The sequence below is a fragment of the Streptomyces sp. NPDC002499 genome (genome assembly GCF_053595415.1).
In genome coordinates, this window is the sequence record NZ_JBSFXO010000010.1 from 112,605 (window position 1) to 129,205 (window position 16,601).

Below are 16,601 nucleotides of genomic sequence, written 5' to 3' on the forward strand. Positions count from 1 at the left end.
TCACCGCATACCCGCGCTTCACGTCCGTACCTCCAAGCCCCGCGGCCGCAGCAGCAGTTCGGCCAGCGAGGCCAGCCAGTCCACCAGCAGCGCCAGCGCCACGGTGAGGATCGAGCCGACCATCAGCACCGGCATCCGCTGGTTGGTGATGCCGGTGGTGATGAGCACTCCCAGGCCGCCGCCGCCACCGAAGGTCGCCAGGGTCGCCGTACCGACGTTCAGGACGAGCGCCGTACGGACGCCCGCGAGGATCAGCGGTACGGCCAGGGGTAGTTCGACCCGTGCCAGGACTCCCAGGGGCGACATGCCGATGCCCCGCGCGGCCTCCAGCAGGGTCGGGTCGTTCGCCTTCAGGCCCGCGATCGTGTTCGACAGCACCGGCAGGACCGCGTAGACGATGATGCCGATCAGAGCCGCCTTCATGCCGGTGCCCAGCCAGATCACCAGCAGTGCCAACAGGCCGATCGCCGGGGTCGCCTGGCCCGTGTTGGCGAACGTCATCGCCACCGGCGTGGCCTTCCGGAAGGCCCTGCGGGTCAGCAGGATGCCCAGCGGGATGGCGATGATCAGCACGAAGAACGTCGAGATCACCGTCAGCTCCACATGCTGCCAGAGCGCCTTCGTCACCTGGCCGCCCGAGAGCGCGTTCTCGGAGATCGCATCGAGGTCCGCCTGCTGGAACCACAGCCAGGTCGCGAGCAGCAGTACCACCAGGAACCCCGGCAGGACGGTCAACTTCTGCCAGGTGACCCGGTGTTCGGCCGGCGCCGGCGGTGGCGAGGCCTCCTGTTCGGCCTCGCCGATGTCCCGGAAGGCGTGCCCCTTGACGTCGTGCTCGCCGGCGGGCCGCTTCTCGTCCGACGAGGTGGTCACGCCTGCCGCCCCTCTCCGTCACCCTCCTGCTCCGCGTGCGTCTGCGCGGCCCGGGCCTCCTCCAGTTCGTGGTGGTGCTCCATGGCCTCCAGGCGGTCGGCCTCCAGCAGTTCGTGCACGGAGTTCATGAGCGTCTCCATGTCGACGACACCCTCGTACTCACCGCGCCGCCCGGTCACCACCGTCCGCCCCGCGTTGTCGGTCAGCACCGCCTCCAGCGCGTCCCGCAGGGTGGCGTCCCGGGTCACCGTGTCGTGCACCAGCGTGCCCGCGCGGGCCAGCGAGCCGCGGGCCCGCATCAGGTCGCCGCGTCTGAGCCACTTGTAGGGGCGGCCCCGCTTGTCGAGCAGCAGGATCTCGTTGGTGCCGCTGTCCCGGAGCTTGTCGAAGATCAGCTGGAGCGGGTCGTCGACGGTCACCGTCGGGTAGTCCCGGACCTCGACGTCCCGCACCCGGGTGAGATTGAGTCGTTTGAGGGCCGCACCCGCGCCCACGAACCCGGACACGAAGTCGTCGGCCGGGTTGGTGAGGATCGCCTCCGGGGTGTCGAACTGGGCGATGTGCGAGTGCTCGCGCAGCACGGCGATCCGGTCGCCGAGCTTGATCGCCTCGTCGAAGTCGTGCGTGACGAAGACGATCGTCTTGTGCAACTCGTGCTGGAGCCTGATCAGTTCGTCCTGGAGATGGTCCCGGGTGATCGGGTCCACCGCGCCGAACGGCTCGTCCATCAGCAGCACCGGCGGATCGGCCGCCAACGCCCGTGCCACGCCCACCCGTTGCTGCTGGCCGCCCGACAACTGGCGTGGATAGCGGCCCCGGAACTCCGCCGGGTCGAGCCCGACGAGGTCCAGCAGCTCCTCGACCCGCGCCCTGGTCCGCGTCTTGGACCAGCCGATCATCCTCGGTACGAGGGAGATGTTCTGGGCGACGGTCATGTGCGGGAAGAGACCGGCGGACTGGATCGCGTAGCCGACCTTGCGGCGCAGCTTCACCGGGTCGATGTCGGTGACGTCCTCGCCGCCGATGCGGATGCGGCCGCCGGTCGGCTCGATCAGCCGGTTGATCATCTTGAGCGTGGTGGACTTGCCGCAGCCCGACGGGCCGACGAAGACGACGAGTTCGCCCGCCTTGATCTCCATGTTCACGTTGTCCACGGCCGGGGTGCGGCTGCCGGGGTAGCGCTTGGTGAGGTTCTCCAGCTCGATCGTCGCCCCGGTGGTGGCGTTCGGCGTCTCGGGCACGGAGGTCTCGGACGTACCGGTCTCAGTCACGGATGCCCCTCGGAATGGTCAGCCGTCCGATCAGGACGTAGGCGGCGTCGAACAGCAGCGCCAGGACGACGATCCCGAGCGTGCCCGCGAGGACCTGGTTGAGCGCGTTCTTGCTGCCCAGCGAGGCGATGCCACGGAAGATCTCGTTGCCGAGGCCGGGCCCGGAGGCGTACGCGGCGATGGCCGCGATGCCCATCAGCATCTGCGTGGAGACCCGGATCCCGGTCAGGATCGGCGGCCAGGCCAGCGGCAGCTCCACCCGCACCAGCCGCATGACCCGGGACATCCCGATCCCGCGCGCCGCGTCCACCAGCGAGGGGTCGACCCCGCGCAGCCCGACGATCGCGTTGCGCACGATCGGCAGCAGCCCGTACAGCGTCAGCGCGATCACCGTGGGCGGCACGCCCAGGCCGACGATCGGGATGAGCAGGCCGATCATGGCGAGCGACGGCACGGTCAGGATGGTCGAGGTGGCCGTCGTCGCGAGGTTCCCGGCCCATTCGCTGCGGTAGGTGACGACCCCGATCAGCACCCCGATCAGGGTGGCCACCACCATGCACTGGAAGACGGCGCTGGCGTGCTGGTAGGCGTCCGTGAGCAACTGCTGATGGCGGTTGCCCAGGTACTCCCAGAAGTTCACGCGCTCATCCCATGGTCGCCGTCAGATCCCTTCCTGGTCCTCCGCCGCCTGCTCCACCAGCGGGATGATCCGCAGCGGAACAGGGTTCTCCATGACGATCGCGGTGGAGGCCCGGACGATCCCATCGAAACCCACGACCAGGTCGATCACCCGCTGGAGATCGGCGTTGGAGCGGGCCACCAGGCGGCACAGCATGTCCCCGCCGCCGGTGGTGGTGTGCAGTTCGAGGACCTCCGGCACGGTCGTCAAGTGCGCCCGGACGTCGGCCCCTTGGCCCTGCCGGATCTGTAGCGTCGCGAAGGCGGTCACCGGGTAGCCGAGCGCCGCCGGATCGACCTGGGGCCCGAACCCGCGGATGACGCCATTCGACTGAAGCCGGTCGAGCCGCGCCTGCGCGGTCCCACGGGCCACCCCGAGGCGCCGGGACATCTCCAGCACCCCGATCCGCGGCTCCCGCGCCAGCAGCACGATGATCCGCCCGTCCAGCTCGTCGATGGCCACGGCAACCTCCCGAAGTGGTGGTCATCCTGTACAGAAATCAGAGATCCACCGGTCTGCCACTGCACAGAATGCCCAGTGAATACGAGAACTATTGCGCACCTTGCAGGGCGGGGTCACGCTTCCCCCATGACGCAGACCACACACCACACTCCCGACACCGCCCGGCAGGCCGACCCCTTCCCGGTCAAGGGAATGGACGCGGTCGTCTTCGCGGTGGGCAACGCCAAGCAGGCGGCGCACTACTACTCCACGGCCTTCGGCATGCGCCTGGTCGCCTACTCCGGGCCGGAGAACGGCAGCCGCGAGACCGCGAGCTACGTCCTGGAGAACGGCTCCGCCCGCTTCGTGTTCACCTCCGTCATCAAGCCCGCCACCACCTGGGGCCACTTCCTGGCCGAGCACGTGGCCGAGCACGGCGACGGCGTCGTCGACCTCGCCATCGAGGTCCCGGACGTGCGCGCCGCGCACGCCTACGCCGTCGAGCACGGCGCCCGCTCGCTGGCCGAGCCGTACGAGGTCAAGGACGAGCACGGCACCGTCGTACTCGCCGCGATCGCCACCTACGGCACCACCCGCCACACGCTCGTCGAGCGCACCGGCTACGACGGCCCCTACCTGCCCGGCTTCACCCCCGCGAGCCCGATCGTCGAGCCGCCCGCCCAGCGCACCTTCCAGGCGATCGACCACTGCGTCGGCAACGTCGAGCTCGGCCGCATGAACGAGTGGGTCGGCTTCTACAACAAGGTCATGGGCTTCACGAACATGAAGGAGTTCGTGGGCGACGACATCGCCACCGAGTACAGCGCGCTGATGTCCAAGGTGGTCGCCGACGGCACGCTCAAGGTCAAGTTCCCGATCAACGAGCCCGCCATCGCCAAGAAGAAGTCCCAGATCGACGAGTACCTGGAGTTCTACGGCGGCGCGGGCGTCCAGCACATCGCGCTCAACACGAACGACATCGTGCGCACGGTACGGACCATGCGCGCGGCCGGCGTCCAGTTCCTCGACACCCCGGACTCGTACTACGACACCCTCGGCGAGTGGGCCGGCGAGACCCGCGTCCCGGTCGAGACCCTGCGCGAGCTGAAGATCCTCGTGGACCGTGACGAGGACGGCTATCTGCTGCAGATCTTCACCAAGCCGGTCCAGGACCGGCCGACCGTCTTCTTCGAGATGATCGAGCGGCACGGCTCGATGGGCTTCGGCAAGGGCAACTTCAAGGCCCTGTTCGAGGCGATCGAGCGCGAGCAGGAGCGCCGCGGCAACCTCTGAGGCCACCCTCCAGGTGCGGTCCGGCGCCCTTCCCCTCCCGGCGCCGGACTCACCGCCTCGGCCGCTTGGCGTCCATCACCGGCACGTCCTCGTCCGGCGGCTCCCCGAGCGCCGCCAGCGCGGCCTGCGCGAGCGGCACGCCCAGCGGCGAGAAGTACGGGTTGATCCGCAGCGCGTCCTGAAGATGCCGCCGCGCGGGCGCGAACTGCTCCAACTCCCGCTCGATCATGCCCCGGTGATAGGCGTACAGCGCACTGCGTACGCCACCGCCGTGCACCTTGTCCGTCGCCGTGCCCGCGTACCGCAGCGCCTCCTTGTCCTTGCCGTCCCGGTGCAGCGCCCACCCCAGCGCGTCCGCGACGGCGATCCCCGGCTGCCGTCGCCACTCGGCCCGCAACCGCCGTACCGCCGCCGCCGGATCCCCGTGGTCCGCCTCGAAGACGCCGAGCACCAACTCGTCGTCCACGCCCCCCGCTTGTTCCTCCCGCACCCGGGCCCGCAGCAGGTCGTACTGCACGCGCGCGGCCTGCCCGAGCCCCAGCGACTCGTACAACTCGCCCAGTTCCAGGGCGTACTGCGGGCTCGGCTGGCGGGCCAGCGCCACCCGGTACGCGTTCAGCGCCTCCGTGGTGCGGCCCAGCGCCGCCAGCGTCCGGCCCTGTCCGGCCTGCGCGGCCCGCTGGTCGGGGTCGACCCGGACCGCCTCCTGGAAGTGCCGCAGCGCGTCCGTCAAGTCCCCGCGCTCCCAGGCCAGTTGCCCGGCCCGCTCCAGCCACGCGGCCCGCTCGGCCGGTGCCGTCGACCGCGCCGCCGCGTCGGAGAGGGCGGCCGCCGCGTCCTCGCGCCAGCCCTGGTCCCGGTAGACCCCGGCGGCCCGCGCCATCACGGCCGGCCCCGTCCGCAGCTCCAGCAGCGCGTCGAGCGTCCGCCGGGTCGCCTTGTGGTCACCGAGCCCGGTGTACGCGTCGAGCAGCAGCGGATACGTCGTCCAGCGCCCGGCATCCACCTTCAGCGCGGCCTCGCCCCAGCTCCGCGCCGCCCGGAAGTCCCGGCGCGCGTTGGCCAGCGCAGCCATCCCGTCCAGCGCCGCGGCCTTTACGTCGTTTCCCTTCGTCCGCACCCTCAGCGAGGTGCGCAGCGCCTGCTCGGCCCGCGGATAGTTCGTCGCGTCGGCCGTCCGCCGCCCCTGCTCCACGTACGCGGCCCCGAGCACCGCCCACGACCGCGCGTCCCGGGGATGCGCCCGCAGAAAGGTCTCGCGTTCGCCGATCAGCGCCGCCAGATCGGGCAGCGCGGCCGGCACCCCGGCGGTGACCGCGGTCAGCGCCTGCGCGCCCGGCGCCGGAGCCGGCGGCCGGACGACCGTCGCCCGCTCGAACGGCCACAGCATCAGCACCCCGCCCAGCGCGGCACACCCCGCGACGGCGCCCGCCACCAGCCACCCGGTGACCCGCGAACGCCGGGCCCGCTTCCGTTCCGTGGCGGCCCTGTCCCTCGCGTTCGTCATGGCGCTCACTGTGCGCCAGTACGACGACCACACCTCGGCATCCCGCGACTGCCGCAGGTGGGGTTCACACCGATGGCCGCCGGTGCGAGGCTGTGATCATGAGTCGTATCGAAGCGCGTCGCGACGAGGACACGGTGGCGACCGGTGGCCTCCTGGACCGGCTGCTGAGCGGGCTGCCCGCCGAGGCCGTCCTGACCGACCCCGACATCACGGCCTCCTACGCCAACGACATGGCGAGCTTCTGCCCGGCCGGCGTCCCGGCGGTCGTCGTCCTGCCCCGCACGGTCGAACAGGTCCAGCACGTCATGCGCGTGGCCACCGAACTGCGCGTCCCGGTCGTCCCGCAGGGCGCCCGCACCGGCCTGTCCGGCGCGGCCAACGCCTCCGAGGGCTGCGTCGTCCTGTCGCTCCTCAAGATGGACCGCATCCTGGAGATCAACCCGATCGACCGCACCGCCGTCGTCGAGCCGGGCGTCATCAACGCCACCCTCTCCCGCGCGGTCGGCGAACACGGCCTCTACTACCCGCCGGACCCCTCCAGCTGGGAGATGTGCACGATCGGCGGCAACATCGGCACCGCGTCGGGCGGGCTGTGCTGCGTGAAGTACGGGGTCACCGCCGAGTACGTCCTCGGCCTCGACGTCGTCCTCGCCGACGGCCGCCTCATGTCCACCGGGCGCCGCACCGCCAAGGGCGTCGCCGGGTACGACCTCACCCGCCTCTTCGTCGGCTCCGAGGGCTCGCTCGGCATCGTCGTACGGGCGATCCTGGCGCTGCGCCCGCAGCCGCCCCAGCAGCTGGTGCTCGCCGCCGAGTTCGCGTCCGCGGCCGAGGCCTGCGACGCGGTGTGCCGGATCATGGCCGGCGGTCACGTGCCCTCGCTGCTGGAACTCATGGACCGTACGACGGTGAAGGCCGTCAACGACCTCGCGCACATGGGACTTCCGGAGACCACCGAGGCGCTGCTCCTCGCGGCCTTCGACACCCCGGACCCGGCCGCCGACCTCGCCGCCGTCGGCGCGCTGTGCGAGGCGGCCGGTGCCACCCAGGTGGTGCCCGCCGACGACGCCGCCGAGTCCGAACTGCTGCTCCAGGCCCGGCGGCTCTCGCTGACCGCGCTCGAAGCGGTCAAGGGCACGACGATGATCGACGACGTGTGCGTGCCCCGCTCCCGGCTCGGCGACATGCTCGAAGGGATCGAGCGGGTCGCCGAGAAGTACCGGCTGACCATCGGGGTCTGCGCGCACGCCGGCGACGGCAACACCCACCCCACCGTCTGCTTCGACGCCCAGGACCCCGACGAGTCCCGGCGCGCCCGCGAGTCCTTCGACGAGATCATGGCGCTCGGCCTGGAGCTCGGCGGCACGATCACCGGCGAGCACGGCGTGGGCGTCCTGAAGAAGGAGTGGCTGGCGCGCGAACTCGGCCCGGTCGGACTGGAGATGCAGCGGGCGGTCAAGCAGACCTTCGACCCGCTGGGCATCCTCAATCCGGGCAAGCTGTTCTGACGTCGACAGCGGGCTCACTGGGCGAGCAGCTGGTCGAGCGCGTCGTCGATCCCCAGCTGCTCGCCCTCAGTCCCCGGGGGCACCACCCGCAGCGTCCGCTCCAGCCAGGCCGAGACCTGGGCCGACGGTGCTTCGAGCAGGGCGTCCCCGTCGGGTGAACTGAGCGCCATCAGGACGACGCTGCGCCCCTCCGACTTCGTCGGCCACACCCGCACGTCCCCGTGCCCGCACGGCCGGAACACCCCCTCCACCAGGAGCTCGCGGGAGAACGTCCAGTGCACGGGGTGCTCGGAGTTGATGTGGAAGGTGACGTGGACGGCGTAGGGATCGTCGGTCCGGTAGCCCAGCCGGGCCGGCACCGGGATGCTGCGCTCCGGCGACAGGATGAGTTTCAGCTCCAACTCGCGTTCCACCACTGTGTAGTGCATGGCGTGCGGTTCCTCTCTCGGTCAGGTGTACGGGGCTCCGCGGACGGGCCCGTACGAATGGAGAGGCGGTGGGCGCGCAACCATTACGCGGGTTCGGAGAATTTTTTTCCGGAACGGTGAAGCGGGTGCACACCCTTGCCCGGAAAGGGGCGGGTCCTGCGGGAGGGGCAGTGGTGGCCACGCCGGTCTGATAGATGTGGAGCCCCCCATATTGACCCCCGAGCAGATACGGGACGACGGACATGAGCGCCCCAACCCCGGCACCCGGTGACGACAGGCCCCGCGAGGGGTATTACCCGGACCCGTCCATCCCTGGATACGTCCGGTACTGGAACGGTGCCTCCTGGGTACCGGGCACCAGCCGACCGGCCCCGTCGGACGGCGCTCCGCTCGCCGCGCCGGACGGTTCCGGTGCCGGCCCCGCGCCGGTCGAGGAGACGGGCCCGCACTTCTTCGACGAGGACCCCGCGCCCCAGGTGTCCCAGCACGGCAGCCGTCCCGAACCGGCGTCCGCCTGGGGCGCCGACCGCTCCCGCCAGGCCGGCTTCGGCGGCGAGCAGGACCGGCGCGTGTCGTGGGGGTCCCCGCAGGGTCCCGACCCCCGCGTGGCCTCGGCCGGCCGGCCGGGCGGTCCGGCGGGCGCGCTGCCGGGTGGTCCGTCGGGCGCCCCGACCGCCCACACCGACGGGACGGCGACCGTCCCTCCCGCGGACAGCTCGTCCGACATCCCGTCCGACGGCACCTTCGTCTTCCGCCGCCCGAAGGCGGGTGCGGACAACGCGTCCGGTGCGGGCAACGCCTCCGTCCCCGGTCCCGGCGGTCCCGTCAGGGACGACGGCACCATGACCTTCCGCACGATGACCCCGCGCGCGGGACAGCAGAGCGGGGCGCAAGGAGGGGCGCAGAGCGGGAGCACGGGGGCGCCCTCCGGCCCCGGTTTCGGCGCGGGCAAGGCGGCCGCCGATCGCGCGGCGGCGGCACAGGCGGGAGCAGGGGGCGCCGGGGTGCAGGGACCGGCAGTCGCGCCCACCGCCCTCTCCGGTCCTCAACAGGCCGCCGCCCCCGGCGTGCCCGCGCAGTCCGGCGGTCCCCAGCCCGTGCAGCAACCGGCGGCGGCCGGACAGGCCTCCGCCGCCCCCGTGTCCGCAGCCCCCATGTCCAGTGGCTCCGGCGGAGGACAGCCCTCGTGGGCGCAGCAGGTGCACCGGCTCGCGGGCGGTGAGGAGCAGCCCGTCGCGCCCTGGAAGCCGCCCGTCGAGGACGTGTTCCAGGCCGCCGCCCGGCGTCAGTCCGAGGCCCGCCCCGCACCGCTCGGCAAGCGCCTGATCGCCCGGCTGCTGGACACCGTCGTCCTGGCGGGCGTCACCGCCGTGGCCGCCGTACCGCTCGGCACCAAGGCGATCGACCACGTCGACGAGAAGATCGACGCGGCGAAGCTCTCCGGCGAGACCGTCACCGTCTGGTTCCTCGACGGCACGACCTCGGTCTACCTGGGCATCGTCCTGGCCGTCCTGCTCGTCTTCGGTGTCCTCTACGAGGCGCTGCCCACCGCCAAGTGGGGCCGCACCCTGGGCAAGAAGCTGCTGGGTCTGGAGGTGCGTGACATCGAGGGCCACCAGTCGCCGACCTTCGGCGGAGCCGTCCGCCGCTGGCTCGTCTACTGCGTGCCCGGCCTGCTCCTGATCGGTGTCGTGGGCGTCGCGTGGTGCCTGTTCGACCGCCCGTGGCGCCAGTGCTGGCACGACAAGGCGGCCCATACGTTCGTGGCGGGATGACCGTCTACCGCATCCGTACCAGGTGATCCGGTACTCCGGACGGCCGCTCGTCGGATGCGGGACGGCGGGGTTCGCGGTGCACTCGGGCCATGACCACCGAACCGCCTCCCGGTTCCGGCCAGCAGCCGCCGGACGACGACCCGTTCCGGAAGCAGCCACCGCAGCAGCCCCCGCCCGGCCCGCCCGGCCAGGGCCCGGGCTCGCCGTACGACCCGCCCCCGGGCGGCGGTCAGCCGCCGCCCTACGGCGGGGGTCCCTACGGCGGTGCCCCCGCCGGTGGGGGCGATCCCTACGGCGGCGGCTCCTACCCCAACGATCCGCTCTCCGGCATGCCTCCGCTCGCCGACAGCGGCAAGCGCACGCTGGCCCGGATCATCGACCTGATCCTCGTCGGCATCGTCGTCTGGCTGGTCACCTGGCCGCTGGGCGTGCACGAGTACGACGTGAGCGGCGACAACATGTCGTACGGCAAGTCGTTCGCGCAGTCCCTGGTCGCCGCCGTCCTCTACATCGGCTACGACACCGCCATGATCAGCAGGACCGGCCAGACGCTCGGCAAGAAGTGGCTGAACATGCGGGTGGCCAACCTCGACAACGGCTCCACACCCTCCGTGCAGTCCACGCTGGCCCGCTCGGCGGTGCTGTGGATCCCCTTCGCGTTCTGCTGCGCCTGCATCTGGACCGCGATCAGCGGCGGTTGGAGCTTCTTCGACCGGCCCTACAAGCAGGGTCTGCACGACAAGGCCGCCAAGACGGTGGTGGTCAGCACCAACTGAACCCGCGCCGACGGGAGTCGGCGCCACCGGCACATGCGACAGGCGGCGCCGGCCGAGTCGGAGAACGACTCGGCCGGCGCCGCCTGTCGTGCGCGTGCGTCGGAGCTCAGGCAGCGTTGGAGGAGCGCGTGGCCGCGGCCGGCACGGGCTCTTCCGTCTGGTGCGCGAGAGGCGCGGTCGGTGCGGCGGGCGCGGCCGAGACGGCCGGAGCCGGCTGGGACCGCGCGACGATCCGCGACCGGGGCAGCGGTACGGTCATGGCGACCAGGAGCCCGAGCGCGAGCGCCGCGAAGGCGATGACCGCGATCCCCACGCCCGAACTCGTCTGTGACAGCAGCAGCATGGCGAGCGTCGAGAAGATCACGGTGAACGAACCGTAGGCGAGCTGTGCGGCAGTCGGACGAGGCATGGCAATCGTGTCCTCGGAAGTGGGGGTCCACGGGGGTGTCGGCCTGGTTTTCCGCCGTGTTCAAGGCGAACCGCCAACCGACTCTAATCGCGTGCATGCCCGACTGGAACGAACAGTAAGCGTGACCTAACCAACAGTGCCGGTGCACAGGGGGCGCACGGAGTCATGCCGTCCACCCTGTGGACGGACCCGCGCGCCTGTTGAGCGCGCAACCACTCGCCCGTTCACACGTTCGTAATGCGCGCGCCCACCGTGCATAGAGCACTTGTTATGTTCAAGTCAAGGCCTGTCTTTTCTTACCAGTCTCTAGTCAAATTGCGTCACTTGAATACAGCCCTTCATCACAAGGAACTCAAGTGACCTATAGACACTGGACGTTCAGAGCGGCCGCGGTCGGTGTCGCGCTCGCGGCGGCCACCGCCACGTTCTCGACGTTCGCCGTGGCGCAGGCCGACTCGGCCGCGACCACCGCAGTTGACCGGCACGATCCGCAGCCGGTGAAGGCCAAGGAGCACGACCTCGACGGCCCCCTGACGAAGACTCAGGAGGCCCAGCACAAAGAGGCGTTGGACCAGGTCATATCCGGAGCCGCGTCCGTGAAGGACCGGAACGGCTCGAAGGTCGTCAAGCTCAAGGGCCAGGACAAGTACGTCGAACTCGGCCGTGAGAAGACGGACAAGATCTTCACCATCCTGGTCGAGTTCGGCGACCAGATCGACAGCCGTTACGGCGGCACGGTCGGTCCGCTGCACAACGAGATAGCCAAGCCGGACCGCAAGCAGGACAACAGCACGGCCTGGCAGGCGGACTACAACCAGGCGCACTTCCAGGACCTCTACTTCGGTACCGGCAAGAAGACCGAGTCGCTGAAGAAGTACTACGAGAAGCAGTCCTCGGGCCGCTACTCGGTCGACGGCGAGGTCACCGACTGGGTCAAGGTCCCCTACAACGAGGCCCGTTACGGCTCCAACAGCGCGTCCACCGGCGCCTGGTACGCGGTCCAGGACGGCGTCAACGCCTGGGTCGCCGACCGCGAGGCCGCGGGTGACACGGCCGCCGAGATCAGGGCGGAGCTGGCCCAGTACGACCTGTGGGACCGCTACGACTACGACGGCGACGGCAACTTCAACGAGCCCGACGGCTACATCGACCACTTCCAGATCGTGCACGCCGGCGAGGACGAGTCCGCCGGCGGCGGCGCGCAGGGCGAGGACGCGATCTGGGCGCACCGCTGGTACGCGTTCGGCACCGACGCCGGCTCCACCGGGCCCGACACCAACAAGCTCGGCGGCACCCAGATCGGCGACACCGGCATCTGGGTCGGCGACTACACCATCCAGCCGGAGAACGGCGGACTCGGTGTCTTCGCCCACGAGTACGGCCACGACCTCGGCCTGCCCGACGAGTACGACACCGCGGGCGGCGAGAACTCCACGGGCTTCTGGACGTTGATGTCCTCCGGCTCCTGGCTCGGCACCGGCAAGGACTCCATCGGTGACCTGCCCGGCGACATGAACGCCTGGGACAAGCTCCAACTGGGCTGGCTGGACTACGACGTGGCCAAGGCCGGCAAGAAGTCGACGCACAAGCTGGGCGTCGCGGAGTACAACACCAAGAACCCGCAGGCGCTGGTGGTCGAGTTGCCCCAGAAGGAGGTCACCACCGAGGTGGTCGCCCCGGCCGAGGGCGCGACCCAGTGGTGGAGCGGCAGCGGTGACGACCTGCGCAACACCCTCACCCGCACGGTCGACCTGACCGGCAAGGCCTCGGCCGCGCTGACCCTCGACGGCTGGTGGGACATCGAGCAGGACTACGACTACCTCTACACCGAGGTCTCCACCGACGGCGGCGCCAGCTACACCCCGATCGACGGAACTCTCGCCGACGGCACGGCCGTTCCGCGCGACGGCAGCGGCAAGCCCGCCCTCACCGGCACGGTGGACGCGTACCAGAAGCTGACCTTCCCGCTGAACGCGTACGCCGGCCAGAAGATCACCCTGCGCTTCCGCTACGCGACCGACGGCGGGGTGGCCCAGAAGGGCTTCGCGGCCGACGAGATCAAGGTGACCGCGGACGGCGCGACCGTCTTCTCCGACAACGCCGAGACCGCGGACGCCGGTTGGACGTCCAACGGGTTCACGCGCATCGGCGCCTCGATCACCGACGACTACGCGCAGTACTACATCGCCGAGAACCGGCAGTACGTGTCGTACGACAAGGTCCTCAAGGTCGGTCCGTACAACTTCGGTTCGGCGCTGCGCCCGTCGTGGGTGGAGCACTACGCGTACCAGAACGGCCTGTTGATCTGGAAGTGGGACACCTCCCAGGCGGACGACAACACCAGCGCCCACCCGGGCGAGGGTCTGATCCTCCCGATCGACTCGCACCCGAAGCCGCTGAAGTGGTCCGACGGCACGCTGATGCGCAACCGCGTGCAGGCCTACGACTCGCCGTTCAGCTGGTACCCGACCGACTCGATCACGCTGCACAAGGCGGACGTGGCGACCAAGATCAAGTCGCAGTTCGGTGTCCCGCTCTTCGACGACGGACGCTCGACGTACTACGACGCGTCGAACCCGCTGGCCGGTGTCAAGGTCACTGACACCAACACCTCGATAAGGATCATCGACGAGCCCTTCAGTGGCTCGACGATCAAGGTGAAGGTCGGTCCCTCGACCAAGTAATCGGCGTTTATGCAGGTCAGACACGTATCGGCGGTGACCCCCTGGCGGGTCGCCGCCGATCGTGTTTAGGTGCGTGCTGTGCCCTGCTTATTGACACAGACATCGACACCGACCCGTACGGGGGTATGACCGCATGGCCGCAGGAGGTTTCTGCAAGCTGCCCACCGGCAGCGTCGTGGTGGCGCTGAACCTGCCCAGCCCCACCACCGACGGCACGGGGGTACGGGTCCTGGTGCATGCCCGGAACCGGGCACGCGCCCTGACCCGGCTGCGCAATCTGGGCATGCGGGCGGTCTACCTGCGCGGCAACGGGTCGCCGCCCACCCCCGACGAGATCACCGCGGTCCTCCACCACCCCGACGGCCTCATATGGCGCACGGCCCCTGACAACGGTGTCCCGGTCGGCCCGGACCTGGTCCAGGAGCTGTGGCACCCGATCAGAGCCCTGCTGAGAAGACCGACGGCACCAGCGTAGGCCTGCGGCGGCTCAGCGGAGGGGCATCTTCCGGCCGGGCGGGCCCTGGCCCGGCGCCCGCGCGAACCCGGCTGCCCCCTGTCTGCCGCCCGCACGAACCCGGCCGCGCTCGGCCCGCGACCATCTCCGGCTGCGGCTGCGGCTCCTGCCCGCCGGCCCGGGCCGGCGACCGGTCAGCCCTGGGCGGCGACAGGCCCGCTCGGGCAGTCGCGGCTTCGTCCGGACCGTCGTGGCCCGGGGCGGCGCCCGGCCTACTCGGGTCCCCGGGGCGGCGCCCGGCCTACTCGGGTCCCCGGGGCGGCGCCCGGCCCACTCGGGTCCCCGGGGCGGCGCCCGGCCCACTCGGGTCCCCGGGGCGGCGCCCGGCCCACTCGGGCCCCCGGGGCGGCGCCCGGCCCACTCGGGCCCCCGGGGCTCCGCCCGGACCGTCGCGCGCTACGCCACGACCGGCTTGCCCGACAGTTCCACGCCGGCCTCGCGCATCTCGTTCAGCGCGCGGTCGGTGCTCTCCTCGGCGACGCCCGCGGTCAGCTCCAGCAGGACCCGGGTGCGGAAGCCCTCGCGGACCGCGTCCAGGGCGGTGGCCCGCACGCAGTGGTCGGTCGCGATGCCCACCACGTCGACCTCGCTCACCTGCCGGGCCCGCAGCCAGTCGCCCAGCTTCACGCCGTTCTCGTCGGCGCCCTCGAAGCCGCTGTACGCGGCCGCGTAGGCGCCCTTGTCGAAGACGGCGTCGATCGCGCCGGAGGCGACGGCCGGCGCGAAGTTCGGATGGAAGCCCACCCCCTCGGTGCCCGCGACGCAGTGCGCGGGCCAGGAGTGGGCGTAGTCGGGGTTGTCGGCGAAGTGGCCGCCGGGCGCGATGTGGTGGTCGCGGGTGGCCACCACGTGCTGGTAGCCGGAGCCGGCCGCCTGCCCGATCAGCTCGGTGACCGCGGCGGCCACATCGCCACCCCCGGCCACCGCGAGACTGCCTCCCTCGCAGAAGTCGTTCTGTACGTCGACGACGATCAAGGCGCGGCGCATGGTGGGTGTCCTTCGACTGTGAGTGAAGTTCGAGCCTAGAGACTTCGGGCCCCCAGCGGGAGGGCGTGCCCCGCATTGAGACCTGGCAGCCCCTAACTACCCGAGCGCCCCTGTACATACTCCGTGGGAATGACCGGTTCCCCGCGCGACAGCTGGGTCGCCGACAGCGGCAGCCCGGCCCGCGCGCTCGCGTGCCGGTCGCGGACGACGTCCAGCGGCTCGCGGGCCACCACGTCACCGCCCTTGACCAGTTCGACGAGCAGCTGCCGGTCCACCAGCTCGGCCGGCACGGCGCCGGTACCGACGACCTCGGCCTCCGCGACCCCGTCCTCGTCGAGGCGCCGCGCGGCCCACTTGCGCCCGCCGACGGACGTCTTGCCGCCGGCCGCCTTCTTCGCCACCGCCACCAGCGGCGCCTTCAGGTCGGCGGACTCGGCGCGGGCGACCAGCTTGTAGACCATCGAGCAGGTCGGATGCCCCGACCCGGTCACCAGCTGCGTACCGACGCCGTACGCGTCCACCGGAGCCGCCGCCAGCGAGGCGATGGCGTACTCGTCCAGGTCGGAGGTGACGATGATCCGGGTGTTCGTCGCGCCCAGCTCGTCCAGCTGCTGCCGCACCCGGTGCGCGACCAGCAGCAGGTCGCCGGAGTCGATGCGGACCGCGCCCAGCTCGGGCCCGGCGACCTCGACGGCCGTCCGGACGGCGGCGGCCACGTCGTAGGTGTCCACGAGCAGCGTGGTGTCCCGGCCCAGCGAGTCGACCTGGGCCTGGAAGGCGTCCCGCTCGTTGTCGTGCAGCAGCGTGAAGGCGTGGGCGGAGGTGCCCACGGTCGGGATGTTGTAGCGGAAGCCGGCCGCGAGGTCGGAGGTGGAGGCGAAGCCGCCGACGTAGGCGGCACGCGAGGCGGCGACGGCCGCCAGCTCGTGGGTGCGGCGGGCGCCCATCTCGACCAGCGGGCGCTCGCCCGCGGCCGAGGACATCCGCGAGGCCGCCGCGGCGATCGCGGAGTCGTGGTTGAGGATCGACAGGATCACGGTCTCCAGGAGCACGCACTCGGCGAAGGAGCCCTCGACCCGCATGATCGGCGAGCCGGGGAAGTACACCTCGCCCTCCGGGTAGCCCCAGATGTCACCGGAGAAGCGGTAGGTCGCCAGCCACTCCAAGGTCGCCTCGTCGACGATGGACCGCTCCCGCAGGTAGCCCAGGACGTCCGCGTCGAAGCGGAAGTTCTCGACCGCGTCGAGGACCCGTCCGGTGCCCGCCAGGACGCCGTAGCGCCGTCCGTCGGGCAGTCGCCGGGTGAAGACCTCGAACACGCTCCGCCGCTCGGCGGTGCCCGCTTTCAGGGCCGCTTGCAGCATCGTCAGCTCGTACTGGTCCGTGAAGAGCGCCGTAGAGGGAACGTCCACCGGCAGCCCAAGGTCCGCTGTGTTCATGGCAAGGGATGGTACTC

The 16,601-nt window shown here is 71.1% G+C and carries 15 protein-coding genes; 6 read left to right on the plus strand and 9 right to left on the minus strand.

What is annotated here, in order from left to right:
- Positions 1-18 precede the first annotated feature (18 nt).
- Genes ACWD5F_RS28090 through ACWD5F_RS28105 form a run of 4 tightly spaced genes read right to left on the minus strand, consistent with a single transcriptional unit; the run spans position 19 to position 3,285 of the window.
- Complete coding sequence (locus ACWD5F_RS28090; protein WP_451258419.1) at positions 19-873, minus strand: ABC transporter permease; 855 nt, start codon at positions 871-873, stop codon at positions 19-21.
- A complete protein-coding gene (locus ACWD5F_RS28095) occupies positions 870-2,144 on the minus strand; it encodes a betaine/proline/choline family ABC transporter ATP-binding protein (protein WP_451258421.1) in 1,275 nt (424 codons plus the stop codon). Before ACWD5F_RS28095 ends, ACWD5F_RS28090 begins: the two co-directional genes overlap by 4 nt.
- The gene (locus tag ACWD5F_RS28100) at positions 2,137-2,784 is read right to left on the minus strand and encodes an ABC transporter permease (RefSeq protein WP_401727050.1); all 648 of its coding nucleotides are present in this window, start codon (positions 2,782-2,784) and stop codon (positions 2,137-2,139) included. The genes ACWD5F_RS28095 and ACWD5F_RS28100 overlap by 8 nt, the downstream gene beginning before the upstream one ends.
- A gap of 21 nt (positions 2,785-2,805) precedes the next feature.
- Positions 2,806-3,285 (minus strand): Lrp/AsnC family transcriptional regulator, encoded by a 480-nt coding sequence (locus ACWD5F_RS28105; RefSeq protein ID WP_451258424.1) that lies wholly within the window; start codon positions 3,283-3,285, stop codon positions 2,806-2,808.
- Positions 3,286-3,411: 126 nt separating this feature from the next.
- Between ACWD5F_RS28105 and hppD the strand changes: the two genes are divergently transcribed.
- The gene (hppD, locus tag ACWD5F_RS28110) at positions 3,412-4,557 is read left to right on the plus strand and encodes a 4-hydroxyphenylpyruvate dioxygenase (RefSeq protein WP_450352968.1); all 1,146 of its coding nucleotides are present in this window, start codon (positions 3,412-3,414) and stop codon (positions 4,555-4,557) included.
- Positions 4,558-4,606: 49 nt separating this feature from the next.
- On the opposite strand, the gene ACWD5F_RS28115 is transcribed toward hppD, so the two are convergent.
- The gene (locus tag ACWD5F_RS28115; protein WP_451258426.1) at positions 4,607-6,064 is read right to left on the minus strand and encodes a tetratricopeptide repeat protein; all 1,458 of its coding nucleotides are present in this window, start codon (positions 6,062-6,064) and stop codon (positions 4,607-4,609) included.
- A gap of 92 nt (positions 6,065-6,156) precedes the next feature.
- Here ACWD5F_RS28115 and ACWD5F_RS28120 point away from each other — a divergent pair, with 92 nt between their 5' ends.
- The gene (locus ACWD5F_RS28120; protein WP_451258428.1) at positions 6,157-7,572 is read left to right on the plus strand and encodes an FAD-binding oxidoreductase; all 1,416 of its coding nucleotides are present in this window, start codon (positions 6,157-6,159) and stop codon (positions 7,570-7,572) included.
- A 14-nt stretch (positions 7,573-7,586) separates the two neighbouring features.
- Here the strand turns inward: ACWD5F_RS28120 and ACWD5F_RS28125 are convergent, their stop codons facing one another.
- Positions 7,587-8,000, minus strand: coding sequence for an SsgA family sporulation/cell division regulator (locus ACWD5F_RS28125; protein ID WP_401727042.1), 414 nt, complete (start codon positions 7,998-8,000; stop codon positions 7,587-7,589).
- Positions 8,001-8,242: 242 nt separating this feature from the next.
- On the opposite strand from ACWD5F_RS28125, the gene ACWD5F_RS28130 reads away from it, so the two are divergent.
- Both ACWD5F_RS28130 and ACWD5F_RS28135 read left to right on the plus strand, forming a co-directional pair.
- Complete coding sequence (locus ACWD5F_RS28130) at positions 8,243-9,775, plus strand: RDD family protein (RefSeq protein ID WP_451258430.1); 1,533 nt, start codon at positions 8,243-8,245, stop codon at positions 9,773-9,775.
- A gap of 89 nt (positions 9,776-9,864) precedes the next feature.
- Entirely contained in the window at positions 9,865-10,551 is a 687-nt protein-coding gene (locus tag ACWD5F_RS28135) for an RDD family protein (RefSeq protein WP_401727039.1), read from the plus strand.
- 106 nt (positions 10,552-10,657) lie between these two features.
- On the opposite strand, the gene ACWD5F_RS28140 is transcribed toward ACWD5F_RS28135, so the two are convergent.
- Positions 10,658-10,960 carry a hypothetical protein gene (locus ACWD5F_RS28140; RefSeq protein ID WP_451258432.1) on the minus strand — a complete coding sequence of 101 codons (303 nt, stop codon included), beginning with the start codon at positions 10,958-10,960 and terminating at the stop codon, positions 10,658-10,660.
- Positions 10,961-11,316: 356 nt separating this feature from the next.
- On the opposite strand from ACWD5F_RS28140, the gene ACWD5F_RS28145 reads away from it, so the two are divergent.
- Both ACWD5F_RS28145 and ACWD5F_RS28150 read left to right on the plus strand, forming a co-directional pair.
- Complete coding sequence (locus tag ACWD5F_RS28145; RefSeq protein WP_401727035.1) at positions 11,317-13,644, plus strand: immune inhibitor A domain-containing protein; 2,328 nt, start codon at positions 11,317-11,319, stop codon at positions 13,642-13,644.
- 133 nt (positions 13,645-13,777) lie between these two features.
- Positions 13,778-14,119, plus strand: a complete 342-nt coding sequence (locus ACWD5F_RS28150; protein WP_451258435.1) for a hypothetical protein — start codon at positions 13,778-13,780, stop codon at positions 14,117-14,119.
- A gap of 435 nt (positions 14,120-14,554) precedes the next feature.
- Here ACWD5F_RS28150 and ACWD5F_RS28155 read toward each other — a convergent pair whose 3' ends face one another.
- Positions 14,555-15,145 carry a nicotinamidase gene (locus ACWD5F_RS28155; protein WP_451258437.1) on the minus strand — a complete coding sequence of 197 codons (591 nt, stop codon included), beginning with the start codon at positions 15,143-15,145 and terminating at the stop codon, positions 14,555-14,557.
- A 92-nt stretch (positions 15,146-15,237) separates the two neighbouring features.
- Positions 15,238-16,584 carry a nicotinate phosphoribosyltransferase gene (locus ACWD5F_RS28160; RefSeq protein WP_451258439.1) on the minus strand — a complete coding sequence of 449 codons (1,347 nt, stop codon included), beginning with the start codon at positions 16,582-16,584 and terminating at the stop codon, positions 15,238-15,240.
- Positions 16,585-16,601: the final 17 nt, after the last annotated feature.